Source organism: Streptomyces sp. NPDC001787, from assembly GCF_040297465.1.
GTDB lineage: Bacteria > Actinomycetota > Actinomycetes > Streptomycetales > Streptomycetaceae > Streptomyces.
The window spans coordinates 1-23943 of the sequence record NZ_JBEOZE010000057.1 but is presented as its reverse complement, the minus strand read 5'-3'; the positions used below and the strand labels follow the sequence as shown (position 1 = coordinate 23943).

Here is a 23943-nt window from a genome sequence, read left to right as displayed (position 1 = left end):
CGGCCCCCACCTCTCTTCCCCCCCGCCCTCCCCCCCCCCACCCCGTGGGTCGGGTGGCTATACAAACCCCCCCCCCCCAATATCCGGCAGCGTTGTTCCTCGACCCCCGGTTCTCACCTGCTGGGGCCGGGGTTCCACCCGATATCCGGCTCCGTGGCGCTGCCCAGTACCGCGGCGAGGTGGCCGATGCTGGTGAACGCGACACCCGGGTCGGAGGTAAAGGCGGCCGGGTCGATGTTGCGGGTGACGAAGATCGGGACGACCTTCCAGTCCCGTGGAGTGTCCACTCCGCATGCCCGCGCTGCCGCCTCCGCATGGGCGGAGAGGACCTGGGCCTTCGCCAGGAGCTTCTTGCGGTAGCGGACGAACCGGTCGAGATGCTGGGCGACGCTGTGGCTGCTGATCGCCCTGTGAGGGTTCTTCGCCTCGACCACCCAAAGCCGTCCCCGGGCCGAATCGGCGACCAGCAGGTCGATCTCACCCGGCAGTCCGGGGATGCCGGCGCGCGCTGCCGGTCCGACGTCGAAGCGGGGCCGATGCGGCAGGCCGGCACGGCCTGCCGCATCGGCCAGGTCCGTCTCGAGCTGGTTGTTCTGCTGCTGGCGGTAGCGGTCCAGGAGGTCGGCTACCTTCGGCGGTGTGTCGGGCCGGGGCAGTCGGCTGTCGCTGAGGGAAGCGGCGTAGAGCTGCTGGGCGGTGTGGACGAGCCAGGGCGCGATCAGGATGCCGTCGGCATGAGCGATCAGAGGGTGGGTCGTGGGCCGGATCCGGCGTTCGACCTCGGCGTAGGCATGTGCGTGCGTCGCGGTGGCGTTGCCGCTGTGGAGGAGGAGCTGGTCGACGGCGGCCAGGATTTGGCCTTCTGGCAGCTGGGACCAGGCGGCGGCCTCGCGGGTGATGTCCTCCCTGCTGGTCGCGGCAATGCCGTCAGCCTCGACGGGCCAGTCAGAGGCGGTGGCGAGGACGGCGGCCAGGGCGTCGAGCCCGCAGCCCCACTGCGCGGTCAGCTCCCGGTCGGCGCGGGCGAGGGTGCTGCCGGCCGGCGGATTGAGACTGGTGAACTCGGTTGGAGTGCGAAGGGCGCGCCGGGCCGCGAACAGCTCCTGAGCGGTGATGGGTTGCAGGTCGGAGGACCGGGCGCGGGCGAGCCACGCCTGTTCCTGAGCCTGGCGGAAGGCGAGCGTGTCGAAGCCGAGATGTCCAGCCTCGGTGGCCTCAGCCGGGTTCCTCGTGGCAGCGGTGGTGGGGATCTCGAAGGTGAAGACGCCTGTGGTGTCGACGGTGAGCTTCGCGGAGTGCAGTTTCCGGCTTGCTGGGACGGCCACCAGCGCGGTGCGCAGGAGAAGCTCGGTGAAGGCGACGAGATCAGCGACGGCGATGAGGTCGGCAGCCTGATCGCCTGCGGGCGGTGTGGCGAGGGCCTGTTGAAGGAGGGCCTGGAGGGCGGCGGTGACTGCGGCGCCATCGGTCTCCCGGCGGCGGGCCTCTTCTTCCCAGGTGCTCCCCTCAGCGCGGATGATTCCGGGAATGGCCTCCTGCTGGCCGCGGCTCCGTGCGGAGAGAGCAGCGTTGAGGTGTCGGGTCAGGGTCGGGACCAAGGCCGGACGGTAGGCACGGAGATGTCCGTCGAGTGCACCCTCCAGGGCATGCAACAGCTGCTCGGCCGGGCCTCCCCGACGCAACGCTTCGGCCCCGGTGAACGTGCCTGCCGGTACACCTGCGTCCCGCACGGCTTCAGCGGCCAGGCGCAGTGCCCGAGCTCGAACATGCGGTGTGCTCGGCAGGCAGTGGGCCGGCGCGGCAGGTGGAGCGAACGGGTCATTGCCGTACCAGGTGATCACCGGGACGGCTGCGTCCCAGGCGGTACTGAACGCGTCGGCTGCCAGACCACTGCCGGCGCCGTGGGAGGTGCGGATCCGGCTGATGGTCTGGTGCAGGATCCGGCCGAGGATGTGGTGACCGTCCTCGGTGAACCGCGCCAGAAGAGCAGGGTCGAGCACCAGGTCGATCCGGGCGGCCTGTTCGTCCACACCCACTTTCACGGCCAGCGCGTCGGCGGGGACGTCCGTGGGGCGGCCTGCAGGCGGATCGTGAGGGGCGACGGTCTCGCTGAGGTGCAGGATGACGGGTTGGCGTCCCGGCAAGGTGAAGTGGCGCGTGAGGTCGAGATGGCCGGCGAGGGTGCCGCGGATTCCGTCGGCGAAGCCGGTGAACGCGGCCTCGTCAAGCAGCGCACCTGGCTCGGGACTGATGGTGGTGACGATGACCAGCGGCGGGTGACTGCTCACGCTGACTCGCACCCTTCGCTCCGGAAGGTTCTGTGCCAGGTCGGCCCATCGCCCCTCACCCTGCTGCGCCGCCGTGAGACGGCAGCGGTCCCAGTCGACCGCCGGTGGCAGCCCGGCCGAGTCCAGCAGGGTGTCCGTCGATGCCCACAGCGCAGCGCGCTCCCACGACACGTCCCGGCCGTACGGATCCACCAGGGCCACACCCTCTTGCGGTGGGCCGGGAGGCAGGAGGGTCGCCTGGGCGTGCCAAGCGCTCCAGGCGTCCAGCACGTCGTAGTAGGCGACTGCGTCCGCCCCGGGGTGCTGGGTGAGCTCCAGGACCCACAACACGACCATGGCCAGGTCGCCGTCGGCCGCGGCGAAGATCTCGGTGAGCTCCTCCACGTGGACGTAGACCGTGTCGGTGACCACCTCCCGACCGAGGAATCGTGGCCCTGCGTAGACGACAAGCCGGCCGGTCCCGGATGGGGTCCTCAAGAGCTCGGCGCGTGCCTTCTCCACGAGGGCGGCCAGATCGTCGGTGAGGGTGGCGACGACGGCGATCTCCAGTCGGTGCGACGGCGAGCTGATCCGGCACACCTCGTCGGGCTGGGTGGGTGCCTCCCGGAGACCGAGGAGTCGTGCGACGCGTGTGACGGTGCGAAGGCGAAGGTTCGACTGGGCATCGTCCGGTATCGGGTGTCCCTGCAACAGATCACCTGCTGCCGCGGCCGCGGCCTCCAGGGCAGTCGATGCAGGCACAGGTTCTGTGCGGCCGTCGATGCTCCTCACAAGCAGAGTCGGGCCGAGCAGAGGAAGACCGGGTGCGTATGTGAGAGGCAGCTCGGTGATGTCGCGGGTCAGGTAGGCGAGCGCGGCCGCTGTCCGGTCCGGTTCCCCCGAGAAGTTGGCTCCGGTCACATGGTCGGTCCCGATCTCGCGCGCAGCGGTCACCTCGGCGGATGTGACCTCGCACGTGATCTGTTCGGGTGCCGGTTCCACGGCGGTGGCTGGAGGCCACGTCGGCGAGAGGTGCCTGACGGTGTGGTCGGTGTGTCGCAGCGCGAGTTCCAGGACGTCCCGGATGCCGAATCCGCGCACCGCGACCAGGTGCTCATCCGCGGCATCGGCGGTATCACGGAGTGCTCGCAGAACCATAAGTGGATGGTCGAGTTCACCAGGGTGAATCAGGTAGGACCTCTCCCCGAGGGTGAACCGCACCGCATCCGCCGGGTCGTTGGGCATCCGGCCGGTGGTGATGCCGCGCGTAGGGTCCGCTCGCAGGGCGGCATGCAGAACGCCGGGGAGGTCTCCGGCGCCCGCCTGCTGCCCTTCCGCAGCGGGGCTGGCCAGGGCGCGACTCCAAGCGAACAGCAGATGATCATGTAGTCGGGCGCATCCCGGCGAGTCCAACGCCGCACGCAGCATCGTCAGCACCGAGTCACGGGAGTACTCCCCCAGTGCCTGGTCCAGGAGCTGGGCTTCCTCGTGGGGCATCGATCGTCCTTCTGTGCGTAAGAGCTGGGCCTCAGCCTGCCAGCCAAGGGGCCGCCCGCGCCGGACTCTCTGAACATCACCACCGCTGCCGAACAGCTTGCGGCGGCCACGCTCCGACAACCTGCCTGCGGCATTCCGCTGCGAGCACTGCAACGGACCTTCCCGTCTCCCCACCTCACCGCGGGTCGACGATCACCGGGGCGGACTCCCAGCTACCGCTCTGAACTCGAGCGGCAGCCCGCTCCTCCACCTCTGCCCACAGATCCTCACAAGATCTGATCGGAGCGAAGTGGGCATGCAGCTCCTCGATCTCGGCCGACGTCAGCAGCACCCTCTCCGGCCGGGCCTCGGCAAGCGCCGTGGGCCGTCGCCCTTGCCGGCGACCGGGAGTCTGCTGCGCCCGCAGCCTCTCGCGGCACATCCGACGGATCTCAGCCGAGGCGTCCCAGGCAGGCCCGTACTCGGCCTGCCACTTCGCGGCCATCGCCCCGAGCCGTTCGGGCTCCGTCGTCTCCCGCACGGGCACCTGCCGATAAGGCTTTACCGACCCCTCAGGCAGGTAGAGCAGACCGGTGTTGGCACGGCGCCGGATCTCTGACGCCACGTAGGCGGCGACACGATGGGGCCGAAGCGGGACCGTCCAGCGGGCAAGCTCCCTCGCGCAGTCCTGCGCGGACCAGCCGGCCGAGTACAGCGGGCGCAGAGCGTACGCGAGTTGCCGGACACACGAGCCCTGTGTCCACCACGTGTGGAGTTTGACGAACTGCGTCTCCAGGATGAAGTACGCCGCCTGTTGCGGCGTGAACGCTGTCGCCCCCTTGGCCCGATGGCCGGCCTTCGACCGCTGGCTTCCGGACCGCTGCGCGCGCGTACGCGCAGTGTCTTGAGAGCTCCCAGTAGAAGTAGAGGTAGTACGGGGCTTAGGTACCCACACAGAAGGGGTGCACGAATCAGAGTTATCCACAGGCTTCAGCCGTCGCCTCTGCTGATCATTCTGAACCTGCGCGACGGCCTGGGTGCGGCCCTCTTCGGTGACCCCGCACTGCCGCGCCCAGTAGCCCTCGCCATCGATCCGGTGCCCCATCGCGTCATCCCACGCGCGAGGAGCTACTGGGGCGTAGATCGTCGCCGACCGTCGAAATCCCATGTGCGGCCCGAAGGCATCTCCGCGCCTGCTCCGCAGAGAGTTGCGAAGCGAGCTGCCCCTCTCGACCCACGCCAGGAGGCCAAGTTCACGCAGGATCGCGACGTGGACGGCGACGCACCGCTCCGACAGTCCCAGGCGCCTCTGCATGGCGGCTTGGCAGTACGCCACGGTGCCGTCCTTGCTGCGGTGCATCCGGGCCGCGATGTCCTCGGCTACCCGGACGGTCGTCGCGTTCGCCCCCTTCCGCACACCGGCAGCGACCATCCAGCGGACCGCCTTCATCCAGTCCCGGCGCGTGCGCACGCGCCGGGACGCCGTTCCGCTCACCCACTGGTCGGACTTCGACGTGATCAGGGTGAAGGGCAACCGCAGGGTGCTTTGGGATGTGCTCGGTTCAGCTACTTGACGGCGCGCCGCTGAGGAGGGCTGGCAGCGCGCGCGGGTGTACGGCATCATGTCTCCGTGCTCGTGATGCCAAAAGCGAGCGCAAAAGGGCCCGCTCCTGGCGGGTCCGGCGCGAACCGGTTGAAACCGCACGAATGTGCGGGGGACCAACGGGCCCGTACCGGGGCCCGAGTAACGAAGCGGCTGCCAACTCGACGCCACATCGAGCGAACGGCCTGGACTGGAGCAGTACGAGGACCCGCGCCACACGGGTCACGCCTCACCAGTCCGCAGCAGGAACTAGGTCATGAGGACCTCCGAGAGGTCAGCGACGGACAGAGCAGGGGGAGCACTGATCGCTGAGTCCCTGAAACCCGCCTCCATTGGGTGAGAACCACGGAGAGCACTGACGCCAGACGCACGAAGGCCCACCGGAAGCCGGCGAGAGACTCGCCGCCCGGTGGGCCTATCTGTTGTTGCGTCCTCCCGCAGGCATGCGGGTACATTGGTGCTCACGAGACCGATCCTCGAGTTAGGTCTCCCAGGACGCCCCGCATGGTGCTCGCTGCATAGGTTTCCAGGCCTTGACTTGCAGCTGAGCCGCGGGGCTCTTCTGGTTCCGTGGGGTTGTCGAAGTAGCGGACGGCTCATCTACCGCCGCTGCGGGTCACCCTATCCCCGTCCAGCAGCCCGCACATACATCTCTGACCGGTGAGTCACGGCCGTGTCTTCTTGACGCCGCGCCGGTTCATCACCCGGATCTGCAGCGCAGTTTGCTCCCTTTACGCCAGACGAGGCGACACGCTTCGTCTCCTGCATCGTTGTTCACCACGTGCAGCATCGTTCAGGGGTGTAAGGTGATCAAAAAACACGAACGGCCCCCGATGCTGGCCGGCAGGGGACCGTTCGTTTCTCGTTACGACTTCGAGAGTAACGCGGGATGCGGGGCTCTACCCCATGAAGCGGGTCACTCTCGAAAGGACAGGAGCACGTCGAGCAGTGACAGAACAAGACCAAACGGAAGAAATGGTGGTCGAACTGGGCAGGACGACTGACCGCTCAGGAGTCAGGCTCGCCATCATCCCCGAGTGGGTGCTTCAGAAGTGCCGCATCGAAGCATGGCTCTACGGACACATGTCGCTGCTGGCAAAGGACGACGAGGTGAATATCCCTCTGACTCAGCTCGCAGCCCTCACTGGGGTCTCCACCCGAACCCTGCAGAAGAACATCGGCACCCTGCGCGAAGCAGGAGCCATCTCAGTCGAACCGCGCCACGATGACAACGGCAACCGGCTGCCGAACCGGTACGTCCTCAACCGCACCCCTCCTACGGGGGTGAAGCTCGATGGGTAAGGAAGCAGGCCCGCCGAAGGACACGCAAGATTCTGCAGGAGGTGACTTCGCAAAGGACGTCGCGGAGGATGGCCTCCCGAAGGATCTCGCAGGGGATGCCAGCTTCGAACGCGGCCGACGGAGGCGCTACCCGTTCAGCCAGCTGCCCGACTGGGTCCTCTTCGCCGACATCCTTCCCGGCGCGAAGACTCTCTACTGGGCTCTCTACGTCCATGTGAACCAGGAGCGCAAGGACAACTTCGGAGACATGCGGGTCTGGCCCGGGCAGGCCAAGCTCCTGTACATCTCCGGCATCAAGTCCAAGACCACTCTCCGGAAGTACCTGAAGCAGCTGCGCGGCATCGGTGCCGCTGACTGGCGCACCGGGCGCAACCCGAGGAACCCACTGCGCACGCAGACGGTGTACGTGGTTCACGAAGAACCGGAAGCCGGCTACACGGGTCCTGCGTCGCTCGCAGAGCTCTACGAGGCCTACAACGCCGCTGACGAGGACTGAACAGCACTGCAATCAGGGCCCCCCGTCGTCATTGACGATGGGGGGCCTTCGCGTTCCTCACCCCAGTGTGCTTGGCATCAGCACTGCTCAGCCCCAGGGGTCATTTTTTGACCCTCCGGCTTGAGCGCCTGGCCCCGAGGGTCATTTTCTGACCCTCCGAGAGGTCAGAATCTGGTCCTCCGGAGGACCAACAACTGACACTCCGAAGGACCAGATTCTGACCTCCGCAGATGCCAGAATTTGGCGCCTAACCATACGAAGCCTTAACCAGACGAACTCTCAACCCAGACGAAGCTCAACCACACGTAGCCGCAACCTGACAAAGAGTTCGTCCGCTACGCGGGCTCATCAACTGCCGGGGGCTAACGCCGCCCCCGGCCACCCCGCGCCAGCGCCCTGGATGCGCTGGACCATCCACCGGTCATGGTTCTGCGCTTCGCGCACCACTCCAGGCCCTAGGGGGCCTTCCGTTGAACCATGCCCCCTGATACCTGAAGTTGCTCACCATCGTGGTTGACGTCCTACCTGATGTAGTAACAGCAACCACAGGACGCGCGCGCGTGCGCGCGAGGGCAGCGCCGACGGACGAAGCCCTCCGGTGCCTCAACCTGCCGCTCCCAGGGGTGTCCGCTTTCGAAGGCACGATCCGACCATGTCATCACCATCTCGTGGTCCGGTCGGAGTCCTGAAGCGCGTCCTGGTTGCTCTCGTAGCCGCAGGTGCCGTCATCGGCTTCTGGCGGTGGACAGGCCAAGGCAGCGACGTCACTGATCCGGGCTGGCTGGACCGCACTACCGAGACGGTCACGGACTTCGGGGAGTCGATGAAGGACCTGATCAGTCAGCTCGACGACCAGGTCGGGTGATGACGCGTCAACGGACCTTCGAAGGGATCCTCCAGTGATACGTGTTGCACGGTGGCTGCTGACCGCCATGCTGACCATCGGCCTCGTATGCGGCGTCCTCAGATACGTACGCGATGACGGAGCGGGCGGCATCCGCGACCTCGTCACAGCGTTCGTGGGGGGCATCGCCGATGTCACCTACCGGTGGGTGCCGCCCACCCTCGAGTTCCTCGCCAGCCTGGTATCGGACCTCTTCGGACAGGCGGCCTGACGATGGTGATGGGACCTACCCACGCCCTGTCGGGGGTGGCCGTGTGGATGGCCGGTGCCGCAGGCCTGCAGATGTGCGGAGTCACCCTTCCCGGAGCTGAGGTCGCGGTGGGCGCGGCAGTCTCGGCGGGGGCGGCCCTGCTGCCAGATATCGACCACCCGTCGTCGACCGTCGCCAGGACGTTCGGGCCGGTCTCCACGGCGTTGTCGCACGGGGTCGACCGGGCCGCGACGGCGGTCTACAACCTGACCCGTACGGCCCGGGAAGCTCCGCGGACGGGCGGGCACCGCACCCTGACGCACACCGCTGTGTTCGCCGCGACCGTCGGCGGCCTGGTCAGTACTGCGTGCGGACTGCTCGGCAAGCCGGCGGCGGTGACCGTGCTGTTCCTGATGCTCGGGTTGGCGATCCGGGGCCTGATGGGCCGCTGGGCAAGACGACAGGGGTGGATGGTCACGACCTTGGTGACTGCGGCAGCGGCGGCAGGTGCCGTCTGGTGGCTGCCGCCCGGGCGGGGCTATCCGGTACTGGGCCTGGCGGTCGCGGTCGGGTCTCTCACCCACTGCCTCGGCGACATGATCACCAAGCAGGGGTGCCCGCTGGCCTGGCCGCTGGTGCATCGAGGGAAGAGGTGGTGGGAGTTCGCCCCGCCAGCGGCGATGCGGATACGCGCCGGAGGCAGCTTCGAGAAGACCGTCCTCGTTCCCGTCCTGGCCCTCTCGACCGCGGCAAGCACCGCGTTCGCGATCCCGGAGGTGCAGGCTCTGATCCTGTCCGGATGACCCCGCCGCGGCGACTGGCCCGTGGGCCCGGCTGGCCAGTGCCCTCTCGCCGGTTGTTGCGGAAATCCACCGGTCACCGGCACAGCCGGTTTCGCCCGGGTGGACAGTCAGTGGTCAAATGGCCGCGACTTTGTGATCACCACTCCGTCGCCCGAAGTGCCGGCGGACCAGCTCGAGGAGAGGTACATGAACCGCTTCCCCACCCGCGCCGTGGCGGCCGCGGCCGCCGTCCTGCTCGCGGCCGGTTGCTCCAGCTCGGGGGACGACGGTAAGAGCACACCTGGCAAGGACAGCAGCGCGAAACCCTCACAGACGCCGGGCCTGGGCCTTGAGATACGTCCCGGGAAGGACCTCGTCGCCCACCAGGGCGTCGCCGTCGCCGCGCTGGACCGAGAGACGCTGCAGATCCGCAAGCAGGTCACCGTTCCCGAGCCGGCCGCCCAGGGCCAGCTTGCCGGGACCGGCAGCCGCAGCCGCGTCTTCGACAGCTCCTTCCAGTACGCCCTGCTGGGTGAGAGCGGCATGAGCGCCAGCGGCCCCGAGGGAGAGCTCAAGGTTGCCGACCTTGCCGCGGCCGGCACCGACAAGGCCGTCGTGACCCTGACCCGCGAGCAGCTGACCGCCGCCGGCGTGACCGGGGCGGTGTCCGGGGCTCAGTTCACCGGGGCGCCGAAGTCCCCGCAGCTGTGGTTCCAGACCACCGCGGCTGACAGCCCCGCCGGCGAGACCTGGTCGAGCTCGACTGCTGACCAGTACAAGATCACATCACTGTGGTCCGTCGACATCAAGGACTGGCAGGCCGGCAACCACACCGCGCGCAAGCACGAGGTCCCCGCCGAAGTGCAGGCGTACTGGAAGAGCCAGGAGTGCCAGACGGCGTTCTCCCGCAACCCCGGCCAGGAAGGCTTCACCCCGTGGAGCTGCTGGCTCGTCGACGCCGCAGGCGTCCCCGTCGCCAGCGGTCCGGCCAGCGCCCGCACCGTCAACGGCACGGTGGACACCGGCTGGACGAACCCGGCCTCAGGCACCGGCAGCGAGAAGGTCACCTTCAGCTACGTCAAGGGAAGCAACGGCAAGCCGGCCCTCCCCTTGAGCGTCAGCGCCGGCGGCAACGGCGCCTCGACCCCGGACGGCATGTCCGGTCTGGTCGACAGCGGCTCCGCGGCCAAGAGCGAGCGGAAGATGTGGCGGTTCACCACCGCGGGGTCCCAGCTGAAGCTGGAGGAGCTGCCCAAGGCGCTCCCGGCGGCGACAGGCAGCGACGACGAGACCGAGCTGTGGGTCTTCCCCGACGGCCAGGCCGTGGCCAAGGTCGAGAACGGTGACACCGCCACCGGCTGGATCCTCACTGCCGACCAGCAGTGGAAGAAGATCGGACCGTGGGCGGACGAGCTGCTGGACGCCGAGGTCCTCACGACGTCCTGAACCGATCGGCCACAGGGTCCCCGAAGACACGTCTTCGGGGACCCTGTCCGCTTCCGTCCTTAGCGTCCCAGGCGGCTTCACCCCCGCAGCAGAAGGACGGCCCCGGCATGACCATCCCGCAGACCGCACGCATCTCACCGCGTTCGCGTCGTCTACTCGCCACCGTCGGCGCGCTCGGTGCCGCTCTCGTCGCGCTGCAGCTGGCAGCAGCGAGCCCCACAGCAGGACTCGTCGTCTGCGCGGTGGGCGCCCTGGGCGGTTTCCTCCTGTGGCTCAGGGCGAACCGCACCGTCGCGACGGCCATGATGTCGACCTGCGTGACGATGATGTGGATCCCCGCTGTCATCAGCCGGGTCGGCGAGGCCGCTGGCGTCCCCGAGGCGATCGCCTCATGGGAGGTCGTACCGATGTGGGCTCTCACCCTCGCGGTACCGGCCGGCGCCTGGCTGCCGACCCGGCATCGCGGCTCCCGCGCTGTGACCGTGCTGCTGTGCCACGCGGCGATCAGCGTCACCGCGCTGACCGCCGCGGTGTTTCCCGCATCCTCACTGTCGACCGCAGCCGCGCTGACCCTCCTGGTCGTCGTGATCCGTTCCGGCGTCCCTGCGGCTGTACGGGCACGGCTGCACCGCCTCCGGTCCGCAGACGTCGGGACCCCGGAGCAGGTGCGCGACGGCGATGGGCGCCTGTGGCTCTCGGCGACGCAGTCCGGTCCCAAGGAGCGTCAGGCGTTCGTCGGCCACGGAGGCGTGGTGGCAGTGGTGCACCGGCTGCCGCCCGGTCGTGTCACCCTCACCCGTGTCGAGGATGAGCCCGGAGCCAGGGTGCAGGCCTACGCGCTCAACGGCTCCGCAGACGAACTCGTCGAGGCACTGGGCCGGTTCGTCGCCGAGGACCAGGATCTGGCCCGGGTGCTGAGCATCGACACGGCCGACGTCGTCACCCTGGTCACGGCGCCGCACGCCGGCCTTGCTGACGAGTCCCTGTCCATCGACCTCGCCGGCCTGTGGGACAAGGCTGCTCACCAGTACGTCGACCGCCGGGTAACCCTGCTGGCCGCCGCGGAAGCGACAGGTCACCTCCAGCACCTCACGGTGAGGCGGCGCCGGCTGGCGACCACAGGACAACGAGCGGCTGCCCTCCGGCACGGAGACCGGCGGCAGCGCGGCGTCGCAGCGACAGCCATGGCGATCCGCTGAACCATCGGAGCCGGGACAAGGAGAAAGGGCTCGGCCACGGGATGATCCCGTGGCCGAGCCCCTTTCCTGTCTGCCTACGTGCCCCGCTCAGTCCTCACGCGGGGCAGGAGGCCTCGGCGGCGTCTCATCGACCGGCGGCCTGGGGCTCGTCGGCCGACGGGGAAGTTCACCCGACTCCGGGGCCGGGGCCGGAGCAGGCCGCGGTGAACGCCGACGAGGGACGGGATCGGAGCGGTCCGGCCCTGAGATGGACACCGGCTCCGGCCCCGGACGGCTCGCACGCGCCCGAGGGGACGGCGCCCGGGTCGGCGGAGCCGCAGTCGCTGCCTCCCCGCCGGGACCTCCGCTCCCATCAGGCCTGGACGTCGGCGCGGGCGTCCGGCCTCGCCCTGCGGCCGGGCGGGAGACGTCGTCTCCCGCCCCTGCCCTGCTGTCGCTTCCTTCCGCCCGCTTGCTGGTCTTCGCCGTGGCATCCGGGTCGGCGCCGCGTGTGTCCGCCCGGGACCTGCCACCGCTCGCTGTGTCCGGGCGCCGCCCGGACACAGGCTCCGGACGCCTTGTACCCGTCGGGGAGTCCGTGGTGCTCGGAGAGGGGCGCCTGCCACCGGAGGTGCCGGGCCGGGACGGACCCGAACCGCCGCGTCCAGATGTTGACTCGCTCGGTCCCTTCGGTCCCTGCGGCCGTAGTGTCCCTCGCGGACTGGGCCGGCGGTCGCCGATGACCCGCCGGGCCGCGGACCGCGCCCGGGTCTTCGCGAAGCCCCCCGCACGGCTGGTGACGTCGTCGTACGCGGCCTTCGCCTCGAAGGCCTGGTCGGCGCTCCGCTTGGCGCCCTTCCCCATCTTGATCGCGAAGTGCCACAGTCCGGCCGCCGTCAAGATGATCATCAGCACTTGGACGCCCAGGGAGGCGTTGCTGCCCAGGATCAGGCTGTAGATCGCCATCAGCAGGGTGAGTGCGATCCAGGCGATGGCCTTGAGGACGAAGGAGATGGTGAAGGCGTTCGCCCATTCCCGTGCCGCGAACGTCGCCGGCGGGAACGCTGCCACCGCACCGACGATCGGCAGCACGATGATCAGGATGAGGATGAACCCCTCCCAGAACAGCTTGAACAGGGCGACGATGTCGATCGACGGGGCGAGGATCACGTTGGAGACACCGGAGGCGAGCGCGACCTGCATCCGGGAGGACGGGTTGGCTCCCCGCCAGTCGTTGAACCGGCTCTTCCGCTCGTCCTTGGCCATCTGCTTGGCGACCTTCTCGAAGTAGTCGCTCTTCTTGCCCAGGGAGTCGAGGTTGTCGGCGCGCGTGTACGTCTGCGCCATCACCTGGGCCGTGCGGATGTCGGTGCACCGGTAACCGAGAGAGCAGTCGTCGGTGTCCCACCCGCCGCTCGCGTCGCCCTTCCAGCCGCTGTCGATGACGGTGTTGGCGTTCTGCCCGAACTGTCCTGCGGCCCACGGCGTGAACATCATCGCCTTGTACATGGTGCAGGAGCTGGTGCGCTTGGCCCGGTTCGGGACGCCCTCGGCGAGCCAGCAGGGGTCGGCCGTCTTCGTGCCGGCGTTCTCCGGGAGCATGACCTCGGTCATCGCCGAGGAGAACCCGTTAATGGCCTTGTCGGCCTCAGACGTGACGGTCGTGTACCAGGACCCCTGAAGCAGCAGCGCGCTGATGAACAGGGAGGCGACCATGCCGCCCAGGCCCTGCCACACCTTGGAGCGGCTCTTGGTCCGGCTGTGCACCACCACCCACGCGCCACAGAGAATGATCATGACGGTGCCCAGTGGGGCCCAGACCGTCGCGTACAGCTTCGCCACCAGGCTGTTGGCGGTGCCGTCCTTGCCCTGGTACAGGTCCTGGAACGGGGCCGTGTTCATGGCCAGGTCCTGGATAGCCAGGCTGAAGCTGCCCAGCGACTTGCTGAACTCGAAGACGGTCTGGGCCATCCAGTTGCCGGCGACGTCCATGATCGAGCAGGAGTCGTCACCGTCGACGTTCTTCTTGTACGTCGACCACAGCAGCCCCCGGCCGTTGGTCAGCTCGTAGAGGGTGTAGTTCCGGGCGACGGTCTTCTTGCTCATGTCGGCCGTCGGCTCGGGCCCGTACTCCGGCTGAGCCGACGGCAGCAGCACGGTGGACGCCGAGGCGTAGAACTCGGGCCCCCAGTTGCCCTTGCCCGGTACGCCGATGCAGTCCAGCCCGAACGGGGCCGCCTGCGCCGTGGACATGGGGGTACCGAGGACGACGGCCAGCACGGTCAGCACGGTGAAGACGCCCGCCCGTGCCGCCGCGCCTGTCCGGCGGACACCGCGAGCCAGCAAACCGCGGCGGCAGGGCGCGGGGAGACTGCCCGCGGGGACGGCGAGGGGTGTCATGCCCGCCCGTGCGGAACCACGGCGGGGCTTCGGCGGTATCAGCCGAGCGGTGAGTGCGACGCTCATCAGGCCGCCACCTCCAGGTCGTTCATCTCGCTCTGGAACGACCAGCCCGCCACGTCGGCGGGCGGATCGACCGCCTGCCGGGCGGGCCTGGTCTTCGGGTTGGTGTCGGTGGCCCGCAGCAGCTCCGCGAAGACCAAGTCGATCTCGGTCGTGCCCACCCGGTTGTCGGCGTCGCGGTACATGCACACGCCGGTCTCCAGGTGCGGCTCCATCAGCGAGGCGATGACCCGCGGGTCGTCCGGGTCCCGCTTGAGCATCGGCGCGACCCGGCGGGCCTCCTCCACCGACTTCTGCAGGAACATGAAGGCGGAGTGGATCTGGTTCGTGCCACCCTCGCGGGACTCCGCGTCCTCGATCCGGATGAGGTCGGTCACCTGCTGGGTGATCAGGTAGACGACCATCGCGTACGAACGGCCCTGCTTCAGGGCGCGCTGCAGCAGCGACCGGCCCGCCGGGGTCGCGGTCACCACGTAGCTCTCGTCGACGAACAGGGCCTTGGGGCGGGTGGCCATCTTCCCCGTCACGGGGTGCTGCTCCAGCTTGACGTCCAGCATCTGGCTCGCCATCCGCATGACCATCTGCAGGATCGTTGACGCGAGCCGGTCCGGTGCCTGCCAGTTGTCCGGGTTGTCGTCCTGCGGGAGTTCCAGACCGCGCAGCGTGATCACCGTCCGGCGCCGGCGGACCGTCTCGAACGGCCGGGGTTCCTTGGCGAACGCCAACCTGGCGTACGGCATCTTCCGCAGCGACCGCAGCACGGTGACGGCCAGCTCGAGCTCGGCGAGCTTGTCGGCCCGGCTCGCGGCGTCCTCCTGCGCGGCCGCGAGCTGCTCCTCGATGTTCTGCACGACCTCCCACGCGGTCGGCCGCGGTGTGGTGTCCGAGGCCTGCGCGGCACTGGCGCCCTGTGACATGGCGGCCTGCAGCCGCTGGTCGTACCGGTCGAGCACCGCTTCCATAGCGACGGTGACCGGCACCTGGATCCGCTGCCACATCTGCTGGCCGATGAACCCGGCGAACATCGTCTCCGCCACCAGCCGGCCGGCGTGGACATCCGGGGTGATCGACCACGGGTCCAACACACCGTCGTGGGACTTGAGCAGGTCGATGACCCGGGTCTCGGCCCAGAACTCCGCATTGACCGGCTGGAACTTCGAGTAGGCCGTGCCGATGGTGCCTTCGGCCGCCTCCCGCTCGAAGTCGGGGTCGTTCACCTGCGCCCCGAAGGCGAGGTAGTAGCACATCTGCGCGAAGTCGACCTTGGGGTCGATCGCCACGCACTCGGTGCCCGACTCGGACTCCTGGAAGAACTTGAGCAGGCCCAGCGACGACTTGCCGCCGCCGGACGCACCGGCGCAGGCGACGCCGGCGCCCATGTTGCGGGCCGGGCCGACGTGCAGGCCGTAATGGACCGGGAACCGGCCGGACCAGCCGATGAACGGGCCCTTCCAGCCGAGGACGTGACCGCTGCGGTCCCGGCTCGTGCGGTCGCCGATGTTGACCCCGGCCGTGGGCAGGCCGATCCCGAACGTCTCCAGGGACTGGATGCGCTGGTACGGGGCGATAGGCAGCTTCGGGTCGTCGCCCGGCAGGGCTTCCTGCATCAGGCGCCACTGCAGCCGCTTGGCACGCAGCACCTCCACCCCGGCCTGCCGCTCCAGGTGCTTCTTCAGCTCGCTGGCCCGCCGGTTCAGTTCCTCCACCGTCGGCGCGGAGACCGTGAAGCGCATCCGGCCCTCGAACCCGGGACGCGGGTTGTCCACGGCGATGTCGACCGCGTCCTTGGACACGGCAACCTGGTCGGTCAGCTGCTGGTCCGGTGTCCGGCCACCGGCGACCATGTCCTCGTACTCGTCCTTCAGGTTGTTGTGGATCTTGCTGATCTCCTTGGTGAACCGCTCGGCGGGCAGCAGCGTGCCGCGCCAGGAGACGTCCACCGGGAAGTCCAGCTCCCCTACCCGCCGCGCCCACGCCTGGTACTGCTGGAAGCGCACGTTCTCCGGCCACGACGCGACGACGAGCGTGGTCGTGTACGAGGTGAGCTGCTGCCCGGTCTCCTCGTCGACCTGCTCGATCTCGATGTGCGTCGGCCTCGAGTTGTCACCGCGGAAGTCGACGACCAGGTCGAACTGGCTGCGGCCCCAGGCCCTGGAGTGGATCAGCGGTTCCTTGGGGACCGGCAGGTGCCCGTAGAGCGGCTTGCGGATGTGGTAGACGAGATCGGCGCGCGAAAGCGGCTCGCCGAGCCTGCCGAACGCCTGGTGGACGGAGGCCGCGACCGCCTGCCACCGCTCGATCGTGGACGGGGCCAGGTCCTCCTCCGCCACGCCGGTGACGAACTCTCCCGCCCGCGCGGTCAGCCCCGGCCGGGCCTCACCGCGGGCGCGCGGTGCCTCAGCAGCCGTCTCCCCCAGGTCCACCGCCGGGCCGTGAGTCAGCGACCCGAGCTTGATGAACAGCGCGACCTCACGCTCAGAGGCACCCAGCCGCTGCTGGTACTCCGCGATGCGCTCCACGTACGCACGGAAGTTGGCCGTCGGCAGCCACGCCGCGTCGACGATCTTCGCGGTCTCGGCGGCCGCGTCGACCGGCTTCTCCACGATCTTCAGGTGCCATTCCACCGGCCGGCCGGACCGGCCGAGTGCGGCGAAGACCCGGCCGGGCTCTGTGGCCATCGCCGTGAGCTCCTCCGGTGACGCCAGCTCCTCCGGGTGGGTCGTCAGCCGGATCGCGGTCCACACGGAGTCCCCGTGGATGAACATCGTGTCGTCGGCGTACCGGTACGGCAGCCGCTGGGCGTCCTCACGCGCCTGTGTGCCGGTGCCGCTGGTGGGCTTCTTGTCCTTCTTCGCTTCGTCGGCGAGGTCGTCCTTCTTCGACGGCACGAGGAACCACGCGAGGGCCAGCACGGCCACGATCGCCACGAACCCGATGATGAGCGCCCCCATCAGGAGACCTCCTTTCGTGTACTGCGGGTGGAAGGTCCGCCGGGTGGGGACCAGAGAATGACCTGCCAGTGCAGGCGCTGCGGTTCCTCGGACCGCCCCAGGCCCTGGACCCGGCGCGGTTGCCGGAAGGCGTAGTCGAGCCGGACCACCAGCTCCGAGCCGGGCCGTAGTTGGCTGCCGGGGATGGGGCGGGACCACATCCATCCGACGAGGATGGGAGGAGGCGCGAACAACGTGGCGGTCACCCACCACACGTCGCGCATCGGCGGGATCACGAGGCTGATCAGCCCGAGCAGAAGCCCCCAGCACAGGGCCACCAGCAAGGCCACGCCGCAGGCCTGCATGTTGATGCCTGGCATCCACTGCGGCAGCGGACCACCCAGCCGGAACATCCGCTTCGGGCGGTCTCTCATCCGCGTGTAGTCGTGGGCGACGATCCCGTCGCCGTCGTGCCAGTCCATGAAGCTCCTTGGTGTGGAGCTGCCCCCAGTCGGCTGCGCCTTGCTGGGGGCAGCCGCTACTTGAGCGTGTTGGTCGCGAGGCCCTGGATGATGGTGAGGATCACCGCGCCGCTGACGATGATCGCGACGCCGAGGCCGAGGACGCCGAGGTTCTGTATCGCCTCGCGCAGGCTCTGGCCACCCTTCATCGAGACGATGACCTTGATGCCCAGGACCACGATCATCAGACCGGCCAGCGCCAGGCCGATCACCTTCACCTCGGTGCCGAGGTTGGTCAGCACACCGTCCACGGAGGGAGCGGCGAGCGTGTGCAGAGACGCCGGGCTGAGGGCCGCGACGGTCGAGAGGGCTTGAGACATGAGCGTTCACCTTGCGTGAGCTGCGGATTTCCGACGCTCACGTTGTAGATCCCAAAGCGGACACCCCCTCTGGACGCGGATTTCCGGCGCCGGCGGCCATGAGAAAGCCCCGCCCCTTGAGTGCCGATACCGGCGGGCAAGGGGCGGGGCTCACCGGAGGCCGGGGCCGCCGCGGACGTCAGGAGGCGGGAGCCTTGCCGCCCGCCTCGTCCGGGACGCCGGCACGGATGTCCTTCACGAACCAGCCCTGGTCGGTCAGCACAATCTGCACCCGGTACCGCTCGGTGACATGGGCGCTCCCGGTCTTCCACTGCACGCTCACCCGCGCCCAGGTGACATCGTCGACCTTCCACTTGTGGCCGTCCGTTGCCCCCACCCCCTTGGGGAGCAGCACCTTGACGTCGGACACCTTCGGGGAATCCAGCGCACCGCGAAGGCCCGCCGTGGCGGCGCTGCTCGCTCGCGGCGCGACGTAGCGCGTCAGCGTCGTGCCGTTCGAGGAGCCCCAGGAGGTGAAGAAGTCCGCGAACAGCTTGCCCTGGAGATCTCCCGAGAGTTCGGAGTCGACCTGCAGCGGGTCCTTCACCGTCGGCGGGGTGGCCTGGTCCGGCTGCGGCAGCGTGCCCACGTCGCCGACGACCCGCATGCCGTTGCCTGACTTCAGGTCGTCCACCCACACCGGCACGGACAAGGTCCGCAGCGCCCCCGTGGTCAGCTGAACCTGGATGCCGATGTAGTAGCCGTGCTGCGGGTACTCGGCGATCGGCTCCATGTAGCCGGACCACACCGAGTACGCCACGACCTGGCTGCCCTTGCCGTCCCACCCGCACGTGGTGTCCACCCCGGAGGAGGACAGACGCGCGATGGCCTGACGCCGCTGCTCGGCCTGCTCGGGGTTCTGGTTCGCGCACAGGCGGGCGTAGCGGTCCGCGAAGGCGATCGCTCGTTCTACTGGGAACGGGGACAGCCGGTACTGGGAGACCTGCTCGTCGGTGATGCCGGTCTCCACCGGAGCGGGGTGTCCGGCGGTGTACGCCATTACGCCGACCGTGCCCAGCGCCAGGAGTGAGACCGTCACCATGGCCGTCATCCTGGCGGCCATGTGGGTTGCCCGGCCGCCGCTCAGCCGTCCGCCAGGCCGTGGGACATCGAACCGCTCCCCGGCGGCCGCGGGCGTGGAGGCGTCCTTCGACTTGCCCGGCTTGGCCTTTGCCGCGGCCTTGGCCTTCCGCTTCGCCTCCTTCTCCTGCTTCTTCTTCTCCTTGGCCGTCTGAGCCGGCGCCGCCTGGGGGTGCGCGGCCGGGCTCTGCGCCGGGGCCGGCATGTACTGAGGGGGTTGCCCCTGCGGTGGGGCCCCCTGGGCGAACAGCTCTTCAGCTGCGCGTACCGGGTTGTACCCGGCTGGTGCTGCCGGTGCCGGTGCCGGCTGGCCGGACCAGGGTGCCTGTCCCGGGGCAGTGTGGTCACCCCATGGTCCGGGACCAGCCGGGGGCGGCCCCCCGGACGGCATGGCCGGGCCCTGGGGTTGCGGCGCCCAAGGATCCTGCACCGGCGGGTGCTGATGGGCAGGAGTCGTCCCCTCGTACGGGGGCTGCGGATGGGTCACGTCATCTCCAAGTACAGAAAGCGGACAGGGTCGGTGTCGGGACGAAGGCCCCCGGCGCGGGCGCGGTGACTGCGACGAGCAGTTTCAGGGGCCGACCGGCCAACCCCGCTGAAGTGCGCCGGCGGGAGGCTCAGTCGAACTGCGACATGACGGAGCTCCAACCACCGTCGGCATCACCGTCCGAGTGGTCCGATGCGCTGCTGACGGGGCCCGCCTGCCGGGCCTGCTGCCCTGGCACCTCAACGGCCGTACGGCCGGGCGCTGGAACGGGAGCAGCCGGAGCCGCGCTCCACCCCCCGGCCGTGGACGCCTGCTGCCCGGGGACGCCGCTCTCCGGCGCGACGGGAACCGCAGCCGGAGGCTTCACCAGCGCCACCGGCTCCTGCCCGGGCCGCCCCCAGCTCCCGTCAGACCTCCACTCCACAACCGGCGGCCGGACCGACGGCAGCGCGGCGACGTCGACCAGCACGGTGTGCACTGCTTCCCACCACCGGTTCGGGCCCTCCTCGACCGTGTGCACGGTCGCCAGCGTCGGGTGCTTCGTGATCCACACCATGTGGTGGTCGGGCAGGTCCTGGAAGACGGAAGCGGGCACCCGCGGCTCCCTGCGGGGATCCCGCTGGATCAGCCCGCCGCGCTTCGTGCGACGGCGGCCGTGACGGTCGAGCTGGTGCTGCATCCGGGCGTAGATCTTCGTGACCTGGCTCGTGAGACCGGACAGCACCTGGGCGTCCTCGGCCCCGTTGACCCGCAGGCACAGGAAGTTCCCGCACGTCTCCAGCACCCGCTTCGCCCACACCCCGGTGCCGTCCACGGCCACCAGGTCCGCCCACGACTGCGTCGACAGGATCGGCCGGACCATCGCGTCACGGGCCTTGTTGCACAGGCCGAGCACCGCATCGCCGGTCGCCGAACCGAACTCCTCGACCTGCATGTACAGCGGCCACTGCGGGGCCACGCCCGAAGCGATGTCGCGCCGCAGCATGTCCGTGGTGTTCTGCATGTCCAGCAGCACCAGGGTTCCCAGGGTCCTGGCGAGCGAGCCGTAGGTGGAGACGTTCAGGGAGAAGACGACGATGTCGCCCTCGTGTGCCGCTCGGCGCAGGTCGATCGTCTGCTCCATCGGCCCAGGGCGCAGCCACTGCCCGGCCGCCGGACCGTTGCTGTACGTCGAGATCAGGCGCTGCGTATCCGCGACCGCGGACCGCGTGAGCTCATCACGCCGCCAGTTCGCCACCATCGTGGCAACCCGCTCGCGCACCTCGTGCACCGCCCGACGGGCCGCGACGTGCTGAGCCGGCGGTACCCGAGAGGCGACCGCGTCAATGTCGATCCCGTCCGCGACCTTCTGCAGGAACTCGATGTCGAGCAGGTCGACGAGGCACTCGAAGCCGCCCTTGCCCACGTTGTAGCCCGACCAGTCGGCGACCTGGTACGCCAGCTGCGTGTACTCGTACGCGCTGCGGAAGTAGACCGCAGCGTCCCCGTCGCGCCCCACCGAGTTCAGGAGCATGTCCGACTTCGACGTGGCGTTGCCTCGTACCAGCGGGTCGTAGAACGCCGGCGACGACGGAGCACCAGGAGCGACCGGCGTGTACGGCGAGCCGTTCGGGTCGGCCAGGTCGAAGTGGAGGAAGCGGCGCCCGTGGACCTGCGCCACCTCCGCGTAGTGCGCGGCCACGTCCCGGCCGCCCTTGAAGTCGACCACCACCCAACCTGACCCGAGCCCGATGAGCTGCGCGCCGACTGAGTTGGTCACGGCTGTCTTACCCGAGCCGGGCACGCCCTGGACGAACGTCGGGCGCAGGAACCCGTCGTGCTCGGCGACGACCGGCAGACCGGCCAGACCGGTACCGAAGCCGACCGTTCCCGGTATCTCCACCTGCCGGCCGAGGAAGTCACGGCGCACCGTCGTGGCGTCCGTGTACGCGCCGGTCTGCATCCGGGCGGCGGTCTTGCCCGCAGCACGCCGCTCGGCCTTGCTGAGCTCCGCCACCGCGGGGACCTCGTCGAGTTCGAACTGCGGCTCGATCCCTGCCTGGAAGTCCGCCACCGCGATCCACACGGCCGCCGAAGCCAGTCCCACCGGGACTGACAGCGGCACCATCCAGCCCAGCGCAGCCGTCACGGACATGTCGTGCGGCAGGTTCCACCCCACCGCGACCGCGATGTCCTGCCACAGTCCGACCACTGCCGCGACGTGCCAGTCGACCGCGCCGGAAGCGGTTCCCTCCAGTACCCACGCCACAACGAACAGCACGCCGGCGCAGACGGCAGCGGCGGCCGACAGGACTCGCCATGCCTGGTTGCCCGCCCGTACCGCGAGCCGTCCCGCGACGGCAATCGGGATGGCTGGCGCGCACACCGCAAGCAGCGTCATCCCCCAGACCGCACCCAGCCACGCGGCTACGGACTCGTCCTCAGCCCGCCTCATCTCCGTCATGTGATCCACGCCATCCCCGCTCTCCTTGTTCTCTTGATCCACACCGCGCGCCCTCTCTCCGGCTACGCCTGCTGCTGCCACCAGGCCAGGAATCCGACGCCGGACGCCTCTGCTGACCACCGCTCGCGCAACTGCTTCCACCGCGTGAAATCCACCCGCCGGGTGTCCGGCACCTGCCGCAGGTCGAGCTGATAGGCGACGCCGGGGTCCTTCGGCTGGAAGTGCCGAACGAGGAACGGGCTATCGGGCCGGTACTGCGGCGGCCCCGGAGGCAGCAGCCCGACTTGCTGCGCGACACCGTCCGACCAGGCACCCGTGCGCGGGTGTGCATGACCGTGCAGGAGCGCCATCACCGGCTCCGTGGCGAAATAGACGACCTGGGGAAAGACCTCTCGCGCGTCCCGGTACGACCGCAGGACCTGGCGTATCTCCGCAGGGCTCTTCGCCGTGATCTCCACCTCGATCGCCACCAGCCCCAGCGGCGCGGCAACCACAAGATCCGAGTAGTGGACCCGGCCGCCCGCACCGACCGGAGTACACAGGAACCGCTCGCGCCCCCTGCCGTCGAGCGTGGAACCGGGCTGCCCCGTAAGAGCAGCAGCGACCTGCTCCGCCCGACCGGATGTCGTCGCCTCAGCACGTCGGACCTCGCGCTCGGAGAGCACCCGGGCGCCGCCGAGCTCGAACGTGAACGCGGCGTCCGTCACGGCCAGGCGGTGAAGCAACCGCTCCCCTGGCCACTCCGGAGGGCGGAGTTCAGTGCTGCCGGCCCGGGCGCCGCGCGCCGTCGTCCACACGCACGCCCCCGCCCAGCGGACATCCGAGGACATGCGCAGATAGCCCGCCTCGCGGAGCCAGCGGACTCTCTGACGAGCCGTCTCCTCCACCCCATGCCAGTACCGGCGTGCGGCCTGGCGCACAGTCATGACGCCGAACCGTGTGGCGCCCGCGAGCATCAGCTCGTCAGCGACCGTGCGCTGCCACCCATCGCCCCGCGCCGTTCCATCACCCCGCGGAGCTCCTCCGGCCGACGCCTTCCGCAGCACCGCCGCACGCCGCCGTGGGGTCGCTGGCGGCACCCCTTCAGGGAGCAGCGTGACCTCTCTCGACACTGGCCTCGGCATCGGTTCTCCTACCATCCCGACGAACACGAACGGCCCGAGAAGTACCAACCAGACCGGACACCTTGATCTGGTGGAGGAAACCTGTTCGCTCTGTAGCCGTACGCCCAGGTCAGAGGCGCAGCGGCTCCACGGCGCAGGTGCCGTTAGTGGCGGAAGTAAAGGCAGGAAGGAGTGGGGAAGAGAGGAGAGGGCGGCCCTCCGGGCCTGGCGGGGGTTGGCGCGGGGCGCCGTGTGCCCTGACGGGCTCGGCGGGGATGCGGTGGTGCGCTGCGCGCTGGTTGCCGGGCCGCTCCGCGGCGGAGGCGACCGGCGGGCGGGGTCGGGCCGCTGCGCGGCGAGGGTGCGGGGTGGTGCTGATGGTGGGTTGGTGTCGGGCCCGGTGGTTCGCGGTCTCGCCTGGGGGCTCGGCCGGCTCACCTACCGGTGCCCTTACGTGCCGGGGCGGCGGTGTGGGCACGAGAGGGGCTCGAAGGTGCTCCTGGGCGCGCTGGCGGTCCCTGAGGCGGCGAACGGACGGCTGGGGCCGCCGCGGAGCGGCCGTGTACCCATGGCGCTCCTCGGGGCCGCAGGGTGTACACCGCAGCCGGTACTCGGGGTGGTGCCGCCGCGGAGCGGCCTGAACGGCGCAGCAGAGGGTCGACGGGCACGTGACGGCCCGAGCGGGACCAGGACGGGGACTAGGAGCACGAAGGGAAGCGAGGCGCGCACCTGCGGGGCCCGAGGTGCCCCGCAGGGCGCCGTTGTCGGTCCGGGCCGCGGCTGTGCCGCGGCCTCGGAGGTGGAGGCGGGATAGGGCAAGGGCGGTGGTGGGCCCGGCCCTTCATTCATACGCACCGGCAGTACCGGCTGACGGCCGACCATCTGGTGGGGCATTTCGAGCGGTGGCCGGCCG

The 23943-nt window shown here is 69.5% G+C and carries 17 protein-coding genes; 8 read left to right on the top strand and 9 right to left on the bottom strand.

Annotation, left to right across the window (positions count from 1 at the left end):
• Nucleotides 1-113: 113 nt before the first annotated feature.
• Both ABT170_RS39915 and ABT170_RS39910 read right to left on the bottom strand, forming a co-directional pair.
• Entirely contained in the window at nucleotides 114-3764 is a 3651-nt protein-coding gene (locus ABT170_RS39915; RefSeq protein WP_351876054.1) for a hypothetical protein, read from the bottom strand.
• A gap of 175 nt (nucleotides 3765-3939) precedes the next feature.
• On the bottom strand, nucleotides 3940-4368 hold the full coding sequence (locus tag ABT170_RS39910; RefSeq protein ID WP_351876052.1) for a hypothetical protein: 429 nt from the start codon (nucleotides 4366-4368) through the stop codon (nucleotides 3940-3942).
• A 688-nt stretch (nucleotides 4369-5056) separates the two neighbouring features.
• Between ABT170_RS39910 and ABT170_RS39905 the strand changes: the two genes are divergently transcribed.
• The 8 genes from ABT170_RS39905 to ABT170_RS39870 all read left to right on the top strand — a co-directional run bounded on the left by ABT170_RS39905 (nucleotide 5057) and on the right by ABT170_RS39870 (nucleotide 11665).
• Entirely contained in the window at nucleotides 5057-5317 is a 261-nt protein-coding gene (locus ABT170_RS39905) for a hypothetical protein (RefSeq protein WP_351876049.1), read from the top strand.
• Between the two features lie 977 nt (nucleotides 5318-6294).
• Nucleotides 6295-6648 carry a helix-turn-helix domain-containing protein gene (locus tag ABT170_RS39900; protein WP_351876047.1) on the top strand — a complete coding sequence of 118 codons (354 nt, stop codon included), beginning with the start codon at nucleotides 6295-6297 and terminating at the stop codon, nucleotides 6646-6648.
• Nucleotides 6641-7144: a hypothetical protein gene (locus ABT170_RS39895; protein WP_351876044.1), complete on the top strand. Its 504-nt coding sequence runs from the start codon at nucleotides 6641-6643 to the stop codon at nucleotides 7142-7144. The genes ABT170_RS39900 and ABT170_RS39895 overlap by 8 nt, the downstream gene beginning before the upstream one ends.
• A 652-nt stretch (nucleotides 7145-7796) precedes the next feature.
• Nucleotides 7797-8009 carry a hypothetical protein gene (locus ABT170_RS39890; protein ID WP_351876041.1) on the top strand — a complete coding sequence of 71 codons (213 nt, stop codon included), beginning with the start codon at nucleotides 7797-7799 and terminating at the stop codon, nucleotides 8007-8009.
• A 34-nt stretch (nucleotides 8010-8043) separates the two neighbouring features.
• Nucleotides 8044-8259, top strand: coding sequence for a hypothetical protein (locus ABT170_RS39885; RefSeq protein WP_351876038.1), 216 nt, complete (start codon nucleotides 8044-8046; stop codon nucleotides 8257-8259).
• Between the two features lie 8 nt (nucleotides 8260-8267).
• Nucleotides 8268-9041 (top strand): metal-dependent hydrolase, encoded by a 774-nt coding sequence (locus ABT170_RS39880; RefSeq protein WP_351876035.1) that lies wholly within the window; start codon nucleotides 8268-8270, stop codon nucleotides 9039-9041.
• Nucleotides 9042-9227: 186 nt separating this feature from the next.
• The gene (locus tag ABT170_RS39875; RefSeq protein WP_351876032.1) at nucleotides 9228-10466 is read left to right on the top strand and encodes a hypothetical protein; all 1239 of its coding nucleotides are present in this window, start codon (nucleotides 9228-9230) and stop codon (nucleotides 10464-10466) included.
• Between the two features lie 107 nt (nucleotides 10467-10573).
• Nucleotides 10574-11665, top strand: a complete 1092-nt coding sequence (locus tag ABT170_RS39870; protein WP_351876029.1) for a hypothetical protein — start codon at nucleotides 10574-10576, stop codon at nucleotides 11663-11665.
• Nucleotides 11666-11752: 87 nt separating this feature from the next.
• Here the strand turns inward: ABT170_RS39870 and ABT170_RS39865 are convergent, their stop codons facing one another.
• The 7 genes from ABT170_RS39865 to ABT170_RS39835 form a co-directional block, all read right to left on the bottom strand.
• Nucleotides 11753-14110, bottom strand: a complete 2358-nt coding sequence (locus ABT170_RS39865) for a hypothetical protein (RefSeq protein WP_351876026.1) — start codon at nucleotides 14108-14110, stop codon at nucleotides 11753-11755.
• Nucleotides 14110-17058 carry an ATP-binding protein gene (locus ABT170_RS39860; protein WP_351876023.1) on the bottom strand — a complete coding sequence of 983 codons (2949 nt, stop codon included), beginning with the start codon at nucleotides 17056-17058 and terminating at the stop codon, nucleotides 14110-14112. The genes ABT170_RS39865 and ABT170_RS39860 overlap by 1 nt, the downstream gene beginning before the upstream one ends.
• Entirely contained in the window at nucleotides 17058-17519 is a 462-nt protein-coding gene (locus tag ABT170_RS39855; RefSeq protein WP_351876020.1) for a hypothetical protein, read from the bottom strand. The genes ABT170_RS39860 and ABT170_RS39855 overlap by 1 nt, the downstream gene beginning before the upstream one ends.
• A 56-nt stretch (nucleotides 17520-17575) precedes the next feature.
• Nucleotides 17576-17878 carry a hypothetical protein gene (locus ABT170_RS39850; RefSeq protein ID WP_332757006.1) on the bottom strand — a complete coding sequence of 101 codons (303 nt, stop codon included), beginning with the start codon at nucleotides 17876-17878 and terminating at the stop codon, nucleotides 17576-17578.
• Nucleotides 17879-18056: 178 nt separating this feature from the next.
• Complete coding sequence (locus ABT170_RS39845) at nucleotides 18057-19202, bottom strand: conjugal transfer protein (protein WP_351876016.1); 1146 nt, start codon at nucleotides 19200-19202, stop codon at nucleotides 18057-18059.
• A 412-nt stretch (nucleotides 19203-19614) separates the two neighbouring features.
• Nucleotides 19615-21918, bottom strand: coding sequence for a type IV secretory system conjugative DNA transfer family protein (locus tag ABT170_RS39840; RefSeq protein WP_351876013.1), 2304 nt, complete (start codon nucleotides 21916-21918; stop codon nucleotides 19615-19617).
• A gap of 71 nt (nucleotides 21919-21989) precedes the next feature.
• A complete protein-coding gene (locus ABT170_RS39835) occupies nucleotides 21990-22853 on the bottom strand; it encodes a hypothetical protein (RefSeq protein WP_351876010.1) in 864 nt (287 codons plus the stop codon).
• Nucleotides 22854-23943 lie beyond the last annotated feature (1090 nt).

Bases quoted from the DNA above. Each gene is read 5' to 3' on its own strand.
- ABT170_RS39915 (WP_351876054.1), bottom strand. From the start codon at position 3,764: ATGCCCCACGAGGAAGCCCAGCTCCTGGACCAGGCACTGGGGGAGTAC.
- ABT170_RS39905 (WP_351876049.1), top strand. From the start codon at position 5,057: ATGGCGGCTTGGCAGTACGCCACGGTGCCGTCCTTGCTGCGGTGCATC.
- ABT170_RS39895 (WP_351876044.1), top strand. From the start codon at position 6,641: ATGGGTAAGGAAGCAGGCCCGCCGAAGGACACGCAAGATTCTGCAGGA.
- ABT170_RS39890 (WP_351876041.1), top strand. From the start codon at position 7,797: ATGTCATCACCATCTCGTGGTCCGGTCGGAGTCCTGAAGCGCGTCCTG.
- ABT170_RS39880 (WP_351876035.1), top strand. From the start codon at position 8,268: ATGGGACCTACCCACGCCCTGTCGGGGGTGGCCGTGTGGATGGCCGGT.
- ABT170_RS39875 (WP_351876032.1), top strand. From the start codon at position 9,228: ATGAACCGCTTCCCCACCCGCGCCGTGGCGGCCGCGGCCGCCGTCCTG.
- ABT170_RS39870 (WP_351876029.1), top strand. From the start codon at position 10,574: ATGACCATCCCGCAGACCGCACGCATCTCACCGCGTTCGCGTCGTCTA.
- ABT170_RS39865 (WP_351876026.1), bottom strand. From the start codon at position 14,110: ATGAGCGTCGCACTCACCGCTCGGCTGATACCGCCGAAGCCCCGCCGT.
- ABT170_RS39860 (WP_351876023.1), bottom strand. From the start codon at position 17,058: ATGGGGGCGCTCATCATCGGGTTCGTGGCGATCGTGGCCGTGCTGGCC.
- ABT170_RS39855 (WP_351876020.1), bottom strand. From the start codon at position 17,519: ATGGACTGGCACGACGGCGACGGGATCGTCGCCCACGACTACACGCGG.
- ABT170_RS39850 (WP_332757006.1), bottom strand. From the start codon at position 17,878: ATGTCTCAAGCCCTCTCGACCGTCGCGGCCCTCAGCCCGGCGTCTCTG.
- ABT170_RS39845 (WP_351876016.1), bottom strand. From the start codon at position 19,202: ATGCCGGCCCCGGCGCAGAGCCCGGCCGCGCACCCCCAGGCGGCGCCG.
- ABT170_RS39840 (WP_351876013.1), bottom strand. From the start codon at position 21,918: ATGAGGCGGGCTGAGGACGAGTCCGTAGCCGCGTGGCTGGGTGCGGTC.
- ABT170_RS39835 (WP_351876010.1), bottom strand. From the start codon at position 22,853: ATGACTGTGCGCCAGGCCGCACGCCGGTACTGGCATGGGGTGGAGGAG.